Genomic DNA, 14,396 nt, shown 5'->3' with positions numbered 1-14,396 from the left:
ATTTATTGGGCATTTCATTTTTGTTTGTTTTATATTTGTGCGTCAGAAAAAAGGCTGTTGCAAAACGGTCCTTTTTGTAGTGTTTTTATTTTTTGAAAATATCCAAATTCTTCTAAGAAAAAATGAAAGATTTTTCTTTTGTCACCAATTCGCATCCGGCTTTTATCGAGTCTTTGTACAATGATTACCTGAAAAACCCGGAAACCGTTGACCCGGAGTATAAAAAGTTTTTCGAAGGCTTTGATTTTGCTATCTCCAAAAACGGTGCGACAGACGCCAAAGCTACTGCAAGTATCGGCGGCGGTGTGACCCTAAGCAACGACCAGCTCACTAAAGAGTTTGCCGTATACGATATGATCCGTTCTTTCCGTAAAAGAGCGCATCTGATTGCTGATACCAACCCTATCCGCCCACGTGTGGATCGTAAGGCTAAACTGGCGTTGAGCGATTTCGGACTGAGCGATGCGGATCTGGAAACAGAATTCGTTTCCGGTACTTTTATCGGTCTGGGTAAAGCGAAACTGAAAGATATTTATCAAAAATTAAGTAAAATTTACGCCGGTTCTGTTGGTATTCAATATACTTATATCAACAATACCGATACTTATAACTGGGTGGAAGCACATTTCGAGGCTTTCATGCAGGAAGAATTTACGTTTGAGCAGAAGAAACGCATTCTGCACAAACTGAATTATGGTGTAATCTTCGAAAAATTCCTGAATACTAAATTCATCGGACAGAAAAGATTCGGTCTGGAAGGCGGTGAAAGCATGATTCCTGGTCTGGATGCGATGCTGACTGCTGCTGCTGATGAAGGTGTACAGGAAGTTATTTTCGGTATGGCACACCGTGGTCGTCTGAATGTACTGGCTAATATCCTGCGCAAAACATACGATCAGCTTTTCTCTGAGTTCGAAGGTACTATGCCTGCCGATATGACTATGGGCAGTGGTGATGTGAAATATCACCTGGGCTTCCGCTCTATCGTGAAAACGGCTAATGAGAAAGACCTGAATCTGCAATTATTACCTAACCCTTCTCACCTGGAAACAGTAGACCCGGTTGTTGCCGGTTTTGCCCGTGCCAAGTCTGATGCGGTTTATAACTCTGATTACAGCAAAGTATTACCGATCCTGATTCATGGTGATGCTGCCGTTGCCGGTCAGGGTATTATTTATGAATTACTGCAAATGAGCAAACTGAAAGGTTATGCTGTTGGCGGTACCATTCACTTTGTGATCAACAACCAGATCGGCTTTACTACCGATTTCGATGATGCCCGTTCTTCTATCTACTGTACCAGCCTTGCGGCTATGGTGCATGCTCCGGTACTGCATGTAAACGGTGATGATCCGGAAGCTGTAGTGAAGGCTTGTATCTTCGCAGCGCAATACCGCCAGAAGTTCAATGCAGATGTATTCATTGATATGGTATGTTACCGTAAACACGGTCACAATGAGGGAGATGAACCAAAATTCACGCAGCCTAGCTTCTATGCGCTGATCGAAAAACATAAAAATCCGAGAGAAATCTATACAGAATACCTGATGACCCATGGTACGCCTGAGGCACAAAACCTGGCGAAAGATATGGAGAAAGTATTCTGGGATGAAATGCAGGCACGCCTGGATGAAAACAAGCAAAACCCGATGCCGTATACCTACCAGAAGCCGGAACTGGCATGGCAGGAACTGCGCAAGGGCCAGGAAGAAGATTTCGTAAAATCTCCTGACACTGCTGTAAGCACTGAAGTAGTTACCGAACTGTTCCAGAAACTGATGAAATGGCCGGAAAGCTTCAACCCGCTGCGTAAAGTACAGAAATTACTGACTGATAAAGTGAAGCTGTTTGACGAAAGTCAGAAGATCGACTGGGCAACCGGCGAGTTACTGGCCTTTGCAACTTTACTGAAAGAAGGTTATGATGTGCGTCTGAGTGGTGAAGATGTGAAACGTGGAACGTTCTCTCACCGCCATGCTACTTTAAGAGATGAAAAAACAAATGAAGAATATAACCGTCTGGCGCAGTTGTCTGACGATCAGGGTAAATTCTTTATCTATAACTCTTTGCTGAGTGAATATGCTGTATTAGGCTTCGATTATGGTTATGCTATGGCTAACCCTTCTAACCTGGTATTATGGGAAGCACAGTACGGAGACTTTGCCAATGGTGCACAGATCATCATTGACCAGTACCTGACCAGTGCAGAACAAAAATGGCAGACACAGAATGGCCTGGTAATGTTATTACCACATGGTTACGAAGGTGGTGGTCCGGAGCACTCCTCTGCCCGCCTGGAACGCTTCCTGCAAATGAGCGCAGAAAATAATATTTATGTAACTAATATTACTACTGCTGCTAACTACTTCCATATGCTGCGTCGTCAGCTGGCCTTACCATTCCGTAAGCCGGTAGTAAACTTTGCACCAAAAGCAAACCTGCGTCACGTACGTTCTTACTCTCTTGTTACAGATTTCACTACCGGTGGTTTCAAAGAGGTGATCGACGATCCGAATATCGAAGATGTGTCCAAAGTAAAACGTGTATTACTGTGTAGCGGTAAAATCTATTTTGACCTGAGTGAAAAGCAACTGGCAGAAAACAGAACTGATGTTGCGGTTGTACGCCTGGAGCAGATCCATCCTTTACCTCAAGAGCAACTGAATGCCCTGTATCAGAAATACAGTGGTGCGCAATGGCTGTGGGTACAGGAAGAGCCTAAAAACATGGGCGCTGCATCCTTCCTGAAAATGAATATCAACAAACCGATCAACCTGGGCTACCTGACCCGTAAGGCCAGCGCTGCTACAGCAACCGGATTTGCCAAATTACATGCACAGGAACAACAAATGCTGGTAGACCAAGCATTTTCATTCTAAAATAGTTTAACAAAACAAGAATAATTTATATTTTTGCGTCACGTAAGACTCCTAATTCATTAAATAAATATGTCACATTCAACACACGAAGAAAAACCGCTTATCTCTTCAAAAGCAGCAATGATGTTTGCCTTAATCATTGTCGGCCTTATCCTGGGTACAATGAACTTTGTAAAGGCAATGAGTCATTCTGAAGAAGGTCATGGCGGTGGTCATGGTACAGAAGCCACTCACGGTGCTGCAGGTCACGAAGGCGCTGCTCATGAGGCAACAAGCCACGAAGCGACCGGTCATGAAGCGACACACGATACTGCTGCAGCACATGCTGCAGAAACTCATGAAGCTAAAGACAGCACGCACCACGAGGCTGCTGCTGAGCATCATGAAGCCGCTGCAAAGCACTAATAAGAAAAAATTAAACAAGAAAAAGGTTAAGCAATTGCTTAACCTTTTTCTTGTTTATGCCTATATCATTAAGCTTAGCGGATAACTTGTACCGGAAAGCTGGCGCTGTTTCCGTCTTGCAGTACAAGTCTTAACAAGTACATTCCTGCAGGTAGAGGCGCAACATCAAGTATTATTTTACCCTGTTGATCCTGCCGTTGCGGATGTACCTCCTGCCCCGAAAGTGTATACATACTGAGAGCACTTACTATAGATTGCTTTCCATGCTCGATGATCAATAGTTTCTGAACCGGATTAGGGTAAACTTTTATCTCTTTCATATGCCCAGATGAGGCAACACCCAAACTCGGCACTACGATTTTTTTCTCCAGGGTATCTGCACCACAGAAATTGGAAGTCACCAGACGAAGGGTATACTGACCGCTGGTGACGTAGGTATGATTTACGGTAAACACTGCAGTATCGGTAAACCCATCTCCGAAATCCCACCAGTAATCAGCCCCGCCTACTGTAGTACCGGCCGTAAAAGTATATGCCGGTGCTGTACCGGAAACGTGTATACTGTCAATAAACGGCACTGTTATAATCGTGTGTATGGCAGTATCGCCAGAGACACAGCCATTACTGTCTGTAACCTTTACCCAGTATACGCCACTATTTAGCACCGCAATGCTCTGGCTGGTATCACCACTGCTCCAGACATAGTCTGCACCCGGATTGCCTGCATCCAGCAATAAAGTATCTGTACCCTCACATATGGTCTGGTCTGCACCCAGATCGACAACTGGCAAGGCGTGGGCAATAACCTCTACCGTATCCCATTGGGAGCAGCCTGCAGTGCTGGTGGAGTGCACCCAATATGTTCCTGCAGCATTAACCGGAACACTCTGTATAGTGTCCCCGGTACTCCACATATATCCTGCAGCGGTACCTGCATTTAAGGTAAGGGAGCTGCCCAGGCATAAAGACTCCTGAGGCGCAAAACCCGGCTGCATCCTCCCTCTTATAGTCACCTTCCAGGTCTTTGTACACAAATGCGCTCCGGAAGAGTCTGTTGCCATAACATAAAAAGTATCCACAAGATTACTGGTAGTGGGATTGAAAGCTACAAAGGAAGGTATATTTCCTATGCCAGAAGTCTGGTTTAAGCCAATATAGGGACCGGTACGATACCAGGTAACATGGGCTGCCTGCCCGGGTTGTACAATAGAGGGCTGCAGGCCATAAACACTGTCTCCTGCACAGGCAATACTATTAGGGTACACATAATTGAGCTGGGCGTAATACTCCGATACCTCGTAAGCACCCATATCTATTATATTATACTGAATGCGGCTATTGCCTTCGAAATCTTTATTAAATGCCGCAGGCAGGAATGTGTTATCACCTTTATTGATTGCCGGACTGCAAAGGGTAAGGTGATAGTCACCTGCTGTAGTGGGCCCGGTATAGGGCACCGGATCCACAAACAATGGTGGCTCAAACAAGCTGTTGACAACGGGATAAGGATATACCGTAGATCCGCCCACATACAAAGAGTTTATTACGCTTATAGGCCCATACAGAGAGGAGCCTTCTCCATATTTCCATAGTATGGAGTTACGGAAATGGCTGCCACCGGCAGAAGCATAGACTTCATTATGTTCATTATCCGCTATTGTAGAGTTGACAATGTAGTTTTGAAACGTAGCAGATGCCATGCCGATCGTATGCCAAAAGCAAGAATTACCGGAGACGATGGTATTATACATTCTCAGACCATTATAGATTTCGGGTACCTGCTCAATAACAGTAGCAGTATGTCCTTTATTTCCGGCAATTTTGCAGCGGTTAAGAATAAGCGCACCACCTAAATAGAGTGCACTACCCCAGCCGGTGGCTGCATTATTACTAATCTCACAGTTGCTCAGGGTGTGCCGGGGTTCCGTAAAGTTTTTGGATTTTGCATATATCCCTCCTCCATAATAATTCCATATTTCGGTACCATTAATGTAGTGTACTGTATTTTTATTCGCGTTTCCACCTTCTATGGTAAATCCGTCTATAACCACGCTGTCATTGGTGTTAAAATCACCCAACACCACTACATGGTACACATTATCGGTGTCTGTAATCGCTGACCCGATATTACCATCCATACGACTTTTATACAACCCTATGTTACGATTGCCGGTTGCCGCATCATAACCTCCATATAATTTAATATTAGCCCTTTTCAGCATAAAAGAGGCCACACGACTGGTGTCACTTTGTATACCTGTAGGATAATAAGTGCCACGGGCAACAAATATCCGGTATTCGCCAGAGCCGGCATTAGCGCTTTGCAGTGCATCGCTCAGTTTAGTATAAGCATTAACCCAGGACTGCCCGGTATTATTACCAGATGCAGCACTATCTACAAATAAGGCCGTTTGTGCCATCCCTGGTATAACCCAGGTGCAGCAGCACATCAGGCACAGGAACAGCATTTTACTACAGTTCATGAAAAAATATTGATTGTCCGACTAAAAATATAAATAATTTGATGCTCAACCTATTTAATTGATACTTTTGCCAAAAGGATTTAAAAGTATGATACCTAAAGACGCCACGATTGTTGTAACAGGAGCCGCCGGTTTTATCGGCAGTGTGCTTACGGGTTACCTTAATCAACTGGGCTATGAGCAACTGGTATTGGTAGACGATTTTTCGATAAAGGCCAAGACCAATAACCTCCTGGATAAAAAATACATGGCCAAAGTACACCGGGAGCAATTCTTCGACTGGCTGGAAGAACATCCGGGCAGAGTAGATTTTGTATTTCACCTCGGTGCGCGTACTGATACGACCGAGTTTGATGTAGAGATCTTCAAAAAGCTGAATGTCCGTTACTCTAAGGATATGTGGGAGTATTGTACAGAAAATGGCATTCCTATGGTATATGCCTCTTCTGCGGCGACCTATGGCGACGGAGACCTGGGTTATGAAGATAATGAAGCCGATATTCCGCAGCTGCAACCCCTGAACCCTTACGGTGTATCCAAACAGAAATTTGATATATGGGCATTGGAGCAGCACGGTGCACCACCCTTCTGGGCCGGGCTCAAGTTCTTTAATGTATATGGCCCTAATGAATACCACAAAGGCCGCATGGCCTCTGTGATCATGCATGCCATGAACCAGATCGAAAAGAATGAGGGTGTTGTGAAGTTGTTTCGCTCCCATAAAGAGGAATACAGTGACGGAGGTCAGATGCGTGACTTCGTATATGTAAAAGATGTGGTCAAAGTATGTGTGTGGCTGATGGAAAACCAGCCTAAAAGTGGTATTTACAACCTGGGAAGCGGTAAAGCCCGAACATTTAATGATTTAGTTCGCGCAATTTTCACTACCTTGCACCTTCCTGAAAGAATCGAGTACATAGATACCCCCGAAGATATCAGGGATAAATACCAGTATTTTACAGAAGCAACTATGCAGAAGCTGAAGGAGAGCGGATACGCGGCACCGTTTTATACTTTGGAAGAAGGCGTAGCAGACTATGTAAATGAGTATTTAAAAGAAAAAAAATATTATTAATTATAACTTATTCGGATCGCGAGTAATCCACAAAGTGTGTAAAATTCAAAAAAGTTTTATATAATTTTGTTTGGTAAATAAAAAAGAATCAGTACCTTTGCAGTCCGAAAAATTTTAAAGAGAATGCCAACTATTCAACAATTAGTTCGTAAAGGACGTACAGTAATTAAAGCAAAATCAAAATCTCCGGCTCTGGATGATTGTCCACAACGCCGTGGTGTATGTACGCGTGTATATACTACAACTCCTAAAAAACCAAACTCTGCGTTACGTAAAGTAGCAAAAGTTCGTTTGACTAATAAAATTGAGGTTATTGCTTATATCCCGGGTGAAGGTCACAACCTGCAAGAACACTCTATCGTATTGATCCGTGGTGGTCGTGTAAAAGATTTACCAGGTGTGCGTTATCACATCGTACGTGGTGCATTGGATACTGCCGGTGTTAAAGATCGTAAACAATCTCGTTCTAAATACGGTACGAAAAAAGAAAAAGCAAAAAAATAATTAAATTAATTATTGCAGCTGAGTAAAGTTTATTTTTAGTCTTGAAGTAACAGCCTGTAATAAATGTAAAAATTAAAAAAATGAGAAAACAACAAGCGAAGAAATTACCTTTGGCTCCAGATCCAAAGTTTAATGATAAATTAGTTACCCGTTTCGTAAACACTTTAATGTGGGAAGGTAAAAAAACTACTGCATTCACTATTTTCTATGATGCAATGGAAAAAGTATCTAAAATCACTGGTGAAGAAGGTTACGAAATTTGGAAAAAAGCATTACAAAATGTAACTCCAGCAGTTGAGGTTCGTAGCCGCCGTATCGGTGGTGCTACTTTCCAGATTCCTTCTGAAGTTCGCCCTGATCGTAAGATCTCCCTGTCTATGAAATGGTTAATCCGTTTCAGCCGCGAGCGTAACGGTAAAACAATGGCTGATAAATTAGCTAACGAAATCGTTGCAGCTTCTAAAGGTGAAGGTGCTGCTTTCAAAAGAAAAGAAGATACTCACCGTATGGCAGAAGCGAACAAAGCATTCGCTCACTTTAAAGTTTAACTTAAAATTTTTCGGAAATATTAGCCGTTCTGATTGCAGAACGGCTATTTTCTTTTATAGCGCTTCCCTACTCTCTTTACCACATAAAAAGAGTCTGCCAACAGACAGACTTCATAAAAATGTATACCGCAAAGAGAACAATCTTAGACAATCCCCAGTTGCTCATCTATATCAGCAGCACTCAGATCATTATCACTGTAACCCTGTAGCAGATTGATCAGCTGCACGGTCTGATCCGGACTTAACCCAATGCCGAACCGCACCGCACGGCCCCGGTCAAAAAAGCGGATACGTCCTTCACTGTTGAGTAAATCACGCTCCAGCTTCATCGCACTAATCCCGTATAACTGCTCATAAGCCTGGCTATGTTCCTTGCCATTATCTTCGGTAGCGGACATATAAGCGATGTCACATATACGGTGTGTGGACTTCCTCTTCTGTAATAAGGATCTATAGCCAATATACAGCTGCTCTGTAGTTACGATCAGTATCTCTCTGTAGAACAGGCTGCCGGCATACCTTAGCCCGACATAGATAAAGATCAGCATTGATATCAGGTTGAACCAGACATACTTTCCGTGCTGTATATCCCTGATACAGCAATACGCCACAAAAATATAGAGGCATGCAATCAGGCAGGTCGAAAAATAGATAATTCCCTCTATCCGGGGCTTGATTACAATCCTAAGCTGCTCCCCGAATTTCTCTGTAAAAATCACAGGTGGTTTCATAAAAAATCTATCGGATAAAATTGTCGCCAGTCACTGAATTTATGAATATACTGATGGGATGCACTGTTATCAGCACATCCCATCAGTATACATAATAAGCATATCAGGACTATTTTACTCCCAGACATACTGTTTCTTGTTCATTAATGTTGCTTCGCCGGAAATAGTCTGTGCGCCGCTTTCCACCTCGAATACTTCACATACATAAGTGGCACGGTTCTTCTCCGGAAAGATTTCTTTTACCGTGATCACGCCTTCGTATTCCTTATCGGTAAACATCGGGCGCAGCCATTTCATACTTTGTCCCATGTACACCGTACCGTCAGCATACCATAAGGTACCGAATATACGGGTAAAGATACTGGCTCCTAAAAATCCGTGTATAATACGCTGTCCGAAAATACTGTCTTTGCCGGCCTGCTCATCGATATGCAGGGGGTTGGTGTCTTTACTGACGCTTGCATACATGTCCACTTCTTCCTGTGTGTAGCTGAATTTCTGTTTGAATTGGTCGCCTACTTTAAACATAGTCTTACTGGTTTAGTGTATAATAATAATCTAAATATAGATTTTTTATACCTAAAGTCAAATTATCGCTGTATTATTTTACAGCAACCTGTTTAGTACGACATATCCTGGCGTAGTCGCTTTGTTCCTTTGCAATATCAACATTAAAACAAAGCGAATTATGAATACTTATCAGACAGTTGCCCGCAACAATACCATCAGCCTTAATACAACAGATACCAGCCTGTACCAGGAATTGATGGCGAAAGTTATCAGTGAATTCAGTAATGATATGCTGAGCTACAGCCAGATGCTGGCTATAGCCGAACAGGAAATACAGCTGTTGCTGATCGCGGTGGCTAAAAACGGAAATAAGATCAATATCAGCCAGCTGGCACCACGCAATATCCGCCTGGCTATACTGAACCGACTGAATAAGATTGCAGCCTAAAAATGGCTTATTATCCCTTTACGGACAGATCTTGAATGCACTGCTCCCGGATCGTCCAGAGCTCCTCAAGCGTATAAGGTATTTCCGGATGCTCCTGTAACCATTGCTGCAGGTAATTGCGGTGATATTGCACCTTGTATGCTGTAATCTGTTCAGGTAAGATGGTCGTTTCGACAAGAAGGTCTGGCAGAAAATCTTCGGGCTGGGAATGGGCATGGGTACAATCGACTATGGTACCCTCCACAGAAAGGTAGTTATGCGCCTCGGGAATATAGTCGAGGTTATGAGCAGCCAGGGTGGCCGCTACACGCGGCGTATTCTGTCCGTTCATCCGGAAGATGCCCATACAGAGCAGCACATTGCCCTGGTTGTGTGCATGAGCCAGCTGAAAGAGGAGCGCATGCTTGGTACTGCAGGTACCACGGCCTTCTTCCAATACACTTTCCAACCTGGTTTTATCCGGGTTTCTACCATAAGGCAAATGCCTTACATACTGTAAGGCATTGCTGAAATTATGTATACCTTTCTGCAGAAAAGCTGCAGAAAGGGGATCATTTGCGGTAATGGGAAAATTGAATTCCATCTGGCCTGAATTATTGTTTCCAGGTAGATGGGCTTTCTCTCCATTCCATCAACTGACTCAGTTGTGATTCAGTGATGATGTTTTGCTTCATACCCACCTCTACCAGCGCGTTATAATTGCTGATGGTATGGAATGGTACGCCAGCCTCGCTGAAGGCGATATCTGCTGCTGCAAAACCATAAGTAAACAGTGCGACCAGTCCGATCACCTCACCGCCAGCCTGACGGATAGCTTCTACTGCTTCCAGACTGCTTTTACCGGTAGAGATCAGGTCTTCTACTACCACTACTTTCTGACCCGGTTCCAGTACACCCTCAATCTGGTTGCCCAGACCATGTCCTTTCGGCTTGGAACGAACATAGATAAATGGTAAGCGCAGCAGATCGGCAGCCAGTGCGCCATGCGGGATACCCGCTGTGGCCACGCCTGCGATAGATTCTGCATCACCAAACTTCTCCAGGATCAGGTTGGCCAGCTCGCTCTTTACATAATCTCTTACATGAGGAAAAGATAACAGCTTGCGGTTATCGCAATACACTGGCGACTTCCAGCCGGAAGCCCAGGTAAATGGCTCGTCTGCATTCAGTTTCAAAGCCTTGATTTGTAATAATTTTTCGGCGAAAATAGTAGCATTACTCATGACGGCAAACTTACATCAATTAACCGAATTTTTTGAATATTTCCGCTTACCTTCGCTATATGCACTTTACTCAAAAAATCTATATCAACGATAAACCCCTGATCCTTACCAACTCTGCAGAGCAGTACCGTACGGAGCATCCGCTGAGCAAAGGATATGATCTTTTCATCGGGGCCTTTCACCGCAACTTCAGGCTGGCTAAAAAGCACCTGGAAAACCCGATGGCTACCGGCGTGATTATTGAAGATATTGATGTAGAGACGATACAAAGAGAACTGAACAGTTATTTCACCCCGATTATCGCCGCTGGTGGTGTTGTACGCACCGGAGAAGGTAATGTACTGATGATCTACAGAAGGGGCAAATGGGATCTGCCTAAAGGCAAACTGGACGAAGGTGAGGACATTGCCGACTGTGCTGTTCGCGAAGTTATAGAAGAAACCGGGCTGCCACAGGTACAACTGGCCGATATCATCGGTACTACCTACCATATCTATACAGAAAAGAAGAAAGATATTCTCAAAACAACCTACTGGTACCATATGACGGTAAAAGAGGCTTATACGCTTGTGCCCCAGGCGGAAGAAAATATCGTGGAAGCCAAGTGGGTGCCGGTAGCAAAACTGCCCGAATACCTGAAATTATCTTTCAATGGCATTAAGGATGTCTTAAAAACAGCGGAGGTGCTGGTATGATCTGGCAGGCAAAAACCTTTGCAGCATTAAGTAAAGAGGAGTTATACAAAATATTACAGGTACGCAATGAAGTGTTTATCGTGGAACAAAAGACCTATTACCAGGACCTGGACGATAAGGATTTTGAAGCGATGCACATTTTCCTGAGCGATGATGAGGGTAGTGTACTGGCCTACTGCCGTATTATGCGTCCCGGGGTAAGCTATGAGGAATGCTGCATCGGCAGGGTCCTCACCAAACCTTCGGCAAGGGCACATGGCTATGGCCGCATCCTGGTACAGAAGGCACTGGACTTCCTCAAAGAGGAATGGGATACGACCTCCGTCCGGATCAGCGCACAGTGTTACCTGCAGACATTTTATGAATCTTACGGGTTTATCGCCACGGGCGAAACGTACCTGGAAGATGATCTTCCCCATATTGAAATGTGGAAACCCTGAGGTTTCTGCATTTTTTTTATCTTTGCGCTACTCACAATTTTTTGAATTTCCGGAAACATGACGATAGAACAATTAAAAGTAATGCGGGACCGTGTGGCGCATCTGAAGCAGTTTTTAAAGGTTGAAGACCGCACAGCCAAGGCTGACAGCGATTTTCAGCTGTCCCTCGCACCTGGCTTCTGGGATGATGATACACGTGCTACCGGTGTCATGAAGGAAATCAAGATCAATAAATACTGGATCGAACTTTTTAATAATGTACATACCTCTGTAGAGGACTTTGCGGTACTTTTTGACTTCTGGAAAGAAAATGAAGCTACTGAAGAGGAAGTAAAAGTAGCCTATGAAGCAGCTATTACCGCCCTGGATGAAGCAGAATTCAAATCTACCCTGAACGAACCGGAAGATGAACTGACCGCTATGCTGCAGATCAATGCCGGTGCGGGCGGAACGGAAAGCCAGGACTGGGCCGAAATGCTGGCACGTATGTACCGCATGTATGCACAGAAACAAGGCTGGACCGTGTCTGAGATTGACTGGCAATGGGGCGATGGGGCCGGTATTAAAACCTGTACCCTGCAGCTCGAAGGTGAATTCGCTTTCGGATTACTGAAGGGGGAAAGCGGTGTACACCGACTGGTACGTATTTCGCCATTCGACAGTAATGCCCGCAGACATACGTCTTTCGTATCTGTAAATGTCTATCCGCTGGTAGATGATACGATCAATATTGAGATCAACCCGGCTGATATCAAAATGGAAACCTCCCGTAGTGGTGGCGCCGGTGGACAGAATGTAAACAAGGTGGAAACCAAGGTACAACTGACCCACATTCCTACAGGTATTGTTGTGGTATGTCAGCAGGACAGAAGCCAGCTGGGCAACCGCGAACTGGCTATGCAGATGCTGAGAAGCCGCCTGTACGAAATCGAATTGCAGAAACGCAATGCGATCAGGGATGCCGCCAATGCCAATAAAAAGAAAATTGAATGGGGTTCTCAGATCCGCTCCTATGTATTCCACCCGTATAAGATGATCAAAGACCATCGTACCGATTATGAGGTGGGTAATGTGCAACCTGTTATGGATGGAGAACTGGACGGATTCATTAAGGCATACCTGATGACCGGCAATGAATAAACCTTACGGACATACACCTTTAGACCGGGCGCAGCCCGCAGCTATTGAGGCATTTCAGCTGCAGCGCATACAAGCGCTGTTGCAATACCTCAATAGCCACTCTCCGTTTTATCAAAGATTATTTGCCGCTCATGGAACTGATCTCACTGAGATCAATTCCATAGAGTCTTTCCGTAAGCTACCCCTTACCGGTAAGGAAGATATACAGGCGCACAACTGGGATTTCCTTTGTGTGCCCCGATCGGCTATTGCTGAATATACGGCTACATCCGGTACACTTGGGCAGCCGGTGACCATTGCGCTTACTGCTGCTGATCTCGAGCGACTGGCCTATAATGAATACTGTTCGCTGCAACTGATGGAGCTGAACAGCGAGGACAGCCTGCAACTGATGCTGACCCTGGACAAACAGTTTATGGCCGGTATGGCATACTATAAAGGGGCACAGCAGCTGGGTACTGCGGTTATCCGCACCGGACCTGGCCTGCCACAGATGCAGCTGGAAGTGATGCAACGATTGCAGCCTTCGGTACTGGTAGCGGTACCTTCATTTCTGGTTAAACTAAAAGAATATATTGCGTCCACCCAAACAGAACTGCATACCCTCAGCCCCCGTAAAGTGCTGGCCATTGGTGAGGCTGTAAGGGATAAAGACCTGAACCCAAGTGTACTGGCCCAAAGGATACAGGAGGGCTGGAACCTGGAATTATTCGGTACTTATGCGGCAACAGAAATGCAGACTGCTTTTACAGAATGTACTGCTCATCAGGGCGGACACCTGCAACCGGAATTGTTGTACGTGGAACTATTGGATGAGAATGGTCATCCAGTAACACCGGGCACGGCCGGTGAAGTAACGATCACCACACTGGGCGTAGAAGGCATGCCTTTACTGCGCTACCAGACCGGCGATCTTTGTGAGGGCTATTATGAAACCTGTGCCTGCGGCCGCACAACGATGCGCCTGGGACCGGTTGTTGGCCGCAAAAAACAAATGATCAAATATAAGGGCACCTCTCTCTACCCTCCTATGGTGGCAGAGGTATTACACCGGATGGCTTTCATTTCAGAATATGTGATCGAGATTACGCAGGATGAATATGCGCAGGATATGCTGGTATTACACTTACACAGCGCCGATCCGGATGCTGTGGATCATAATAGTCTGAAGCAGCAGTTACAGTCCGCATTAAGGGTTTTACCACAGATAGAATGGTGCAGCCTGGAACAGATGATGCAGATGCAGTTTCCTAACGGCTCCAGAAAACCGGTACGGTTCCGGGACAGGAGAGCCTAAGCCCCCCTGCCCTTTCCC

Annotated in this window: 15 protein-coding genes; 10 read left to right on the top strand and 5 right to left on the bottom strand. The window is 44.9% G+C overall.

Annotated elements, in window-relative coordinates:
- Positions 1–122 precede the first annotated feature (122 nt).
- The gene (locus FTD44_RS13840; protein WP_222166992.1) at positions 123–2,879 is read left to right on the top strand and encodes a 2-oxoglutarate dehydrogenase E1 component; all 2,757 of its coding nucleotides are present in this window, start codon (positions 123–125) and stop codon (positions 2,877–2,879) included.
- Positions 2,880–2,948: 69 nt separating this feature from the next.
- A complete protein-coding gene (locus FTD44_RS13835) occupies positions 2,949–3,284 on the top strand; it encodes a hypothetical protein (RefSeq protein WP_222166991.1) in 336 nt (111 codons plus the stop codon).
- A 74-nt stretch (positions 3,285–3,358) separates the two neighbouring features.
- On the opposite strand, the gene FTD44_RS13830 is transcribed toward FTD44_RS13835, so the two are convergent.
- Positions 3,359–5,767 (bottom strand): T9SS type A sorting domain-containing protein, encoded by a 2,409-nt coding sequence (locus FTD44_RS13830; protein WP_222166990.1) that lies wholly within the window; start codon positions 5,765–5,767, stop codon positions 3,359–3,361.
- Between the two features lie 88 nt (positions 5,768–5,855).
- Here FTD44_RS13830 and rfaD point away from each other — a divergent pair, with 88 nt between their 5' ends.
- The 3 genes from rfaD (at position 5,856) to rpsG (ending at position 7,894) form a co-directional block, all read left to right on the top strand.
- A complete protein-coding gene (gene rfaD / locus FTD44_RS13825; RefSeq protein WP_222166989.1) occupies positions 5,856–6,842 on the top strand; it encodes an ADP-glyceromanno-heptose 6-epimerase in 987 nt (328 codons plus the stop codon).
- 123 nt (positions 6,843–6,965) lie between these two features.
- Positions 6,966–7,346, top strand: coding sequence for a 30S ribosomal protein S12 (gene rpsL / locus FTD44_RS13820; RefSeq protein ID WP_129019631.1), 381 nt, complete (start codon positions 6,966–6,968; stop codon positions 7,344–7,346).
- Positions 7,347–7,426: 80 nt separating this feature from the next.
- Positions 7,427–7,894 (top strand): 30S ribosomal protein S7, encoded by a 468-nt coding sequence (gene rpsG, locus FTD44_RS13815; protein ID WP_129019632.1) that lies wholly within the window; start codon positions 7,427–7,429, stop codon positions 7,892–7,894.
- A gap of 143 nt (positions 7,895–8,037) precedes the next feature.
- On the opposite strand, the gene FTD44_RS13810 is transcribed toward rpsG, so the two are convergent.
- Positions 8,038–8,625 carry a hypothetical protein gene (locus FTD44_RS13810; RefSeq protein WP_222166988.1) on the bottom strand — a complete coding sequence of 196 codons (588 nt, stop codon included), beginning with the start codon at positions 8,623–8,625 and terminating at the stop codon, positions 8,038–8,040.
- Positions 8,626–8,739: 114 nt separating this feature from the next.
- Positions 8,740–9,153, bottom strand: a complete 414-nt coding sequence (locus FTD44_RS13805) for a MaoC family dehydratase (RefSeq protein WP_222166987.1) — start codon at positions 9,151–9,153, stop codon at positions 8,740–8,742.
- A gap of 160 nt (positions 9,154–9,313) precedes the next feature.
- Between FTD44_RS13805 and FTD44_RS13800 the strand changes: the two genes are divergently transcribed.
- On the top strand, positions 9,314–9,583 hold the full coding sequence (locus FTD44_RS13800) for a hypothetical protein (RefSeq protein WP_222166986.1): 270 nt from the start codon (positions 9,314–9,316) through the stop codon (positions 9,581–9,583).
- Positions 9,584–9,593: 10 nt separating this feature from the next.
- Here FTD44_RS13800 and FTD44_RS13795 read toward each other — a convergent pair whose 3' ends face one another.
- Together FTD44_RS13795 and pyrE are read right to left on the bottom strand one after the other, a co-directional pair.
- Positions 9,594–10,166: a hypothetical protein gene (locus FTD44_RS13795; protein WP_222166985.1), complete on the bottom strand. Its 573-nt coding sequence runs from the start codon at positions 10,164–10,166 to the stop codon at positions 9,594–9,596.
- Between the two features lie 10 nt (positions 10,167–10,176).
- Entirely contained in the window at positions 10,177–10,806 is a 630-nt protein-coding gene (gene pyrE / locus FTD44_RS13790; RefSeq protein ID WP_222166984.1) for an orotate phosphoribosyltransferase, read from the bottom strand.
- 59 nt (positions 10,807–10,865) lie between these two features.
- On the opposite strand from pyrE, the gene FTD44_RS13785 reads away from it, so the two are divergent.
- The 4 genes from FTD44_RS13785 to FTD44_RS13770 are packed head-to-tail and all read left to right on the top strand — an operon-like array spanning position 10,866 to position 14,378.
- On the top strand, positions 10,866–11,501 hold the full coding sequence (locus FTD44_RS13785; RefSeq protein WP_129019638.1) for an NUDIX hydrolase: 636 nt from the start codon (positions 10,866–10,868) through the stop codon (positions 11,499–11,501).
- Entirely contained in the window at positions 11,498–11,941 is a 444-nt protein-coding gene (locus FTD44_RS13780; RefSeq protein WP_222166983.1) for a GNAT family N-acetyltransferase, read from the top strand. Before FTD44_RS13785 ends, FTD44_RS13780 begins: the two co-directional genes overlap by 4 nt.
- A 57-nt stretch (positions 11,942–11,998) precedes the next feature.
- Positions 11,999–13,081, top strand: coding sequence for a peptide chain release factor 2 (gene prfB, locus FTD44_RS13775; RefSeq protein ID WP_222166982.1), 1,083 nt, complete (start codon positions 11,999–12,001; stop codon positions 13,079–13,081).
- Positions 13,074–14,378, top strand: a complete 1,305-nt coding sequence (locus FTD44_RS13770) for a phenylacetate--CoA ligase family protein (protein WP_222166981.1) — start codon at positions 13,074–13,076, stop codon at positions 14,376–14,378. Before prfB ends, FTD44_RS13770 begins: the two co-directional genes overlap by 8 nt.
- Positions 14,379–14,396: the final 18 nt, after the last annotated feature.

The sequence above is a fragment of the Edaphocola aurantiacus genome (assembly GCF_019797745.1).
Taxonomy (GTDB): domain Bacteria; phylum Bacteroidota; class Bacteroidia; order Chitinophagales; family Chitinophagaceae; genus Edaphocola; species Edaphocola aurantiacus.
This window is presented reverse-complemented; position numbering and strand designations above follow the sequence as displayed.

Bases quoted from the DNA above. Each gene is read 5' to 3' on its own strand.
- FTD44_RS13840 (WP_222166992.1), top strand. From the start codon at position 123: ATGAAAGATTTTTCTTTTGTCACCAATTCGCATCCGGCTTTTATCGAG.
- FTD44_RS13835 (WP_222166991.1), top strand. From the start codon at position 2,949: ATGTCACATTCAACACACGAAGAAAAACCGCTTATCTCTTCAAAAGCA.
- FTD44_RS13830 (WP_222166990.1), bottom strand. From the start codon at position 5,767: ATGAACTGTAGTAAAATGCTGTTCCTGTGCCTGATGTGCTGCTGCACC.
- rfaD (WP_222166989.1), top strand. From the start codon at position 5,856: ATGATACCTAAAGACGCCACGATTGTTGTAACAGGAGCCGCCGGTTTT.
- rpsL (WP_129019631.1), top strand. From the start codon at position 6,966: ATGCCAACTATTCAACAATTAGTTCGTAAAGGACGTACAGTAATTAAA.
- rpsG (WP_129019632.1), top strand. From the start codon at position 7,427: ATGAGAAAACAACAAGCGAAGAAATTACCTTTGGCTCCAGATCCAAAG.
- FTD44_RS13810 (WP_222166988.1), bottom strand. From the start codon at position 8,625: ATGAAACCACCTGTGATTTTTACAGAGAAATTCGGGGAGCAGCTTAGG.
- FTD44_RS13805 (WP_222166987.1), bottom strand. From the start codon at position 9,153: ATGTTTAAAGTAGGCGACCAATTCAAACAGAAATTCAGCTACACACAG.
- FTD44_RS13800 (WP_222166986.1), top strand. From the start codon at position 9,314: ATGAATACTTATCAGACAGTTGCCCGCAACAATACCATCAGCCTTAAT.
- FTD44_RS13795 (WP_222166985.1), bottom strand. From the start codon at position 10,166: ATGGAATTCAATTTTCCCATTACCGCAAATGATCCCCTTTCTGCAGCT.
- pyrE (WP_222166984.1), bottom strand. From the start codon at position 10,806: ATGAGTAATGCTACTATTTTCGCCGAAAAATTATTACAAATCAAGGCT.
- FTD44_RS13785 (WP_129019638.1), top strand. From the start codon at position 10,866: ATGCACTTTACTCAAAAAATCTATATCAACGATAAACCCCTGATCCTT.
- FTD44_RS13780 (WP_222166983.1), top strand. From the start codon at position 11,498: ATGATCTGGCAGGCAAAAACCTTTGCAGCATTAAGTAAAGAGGAGTTA.
- prfB (WP_222166982.1), top strand. From the start codon at position 11,999: ATGACGATAGAACAATTAAAAGTAATGCGGGACCGTGTGGCGCATCTG.
- FTD44_RS13770 (WP_222166981.1), top strand. From the start codon at position 13,074: ATGAATAAACCTTACGGACATACACCTTTAGACCGGGCGCAGCCCGCA.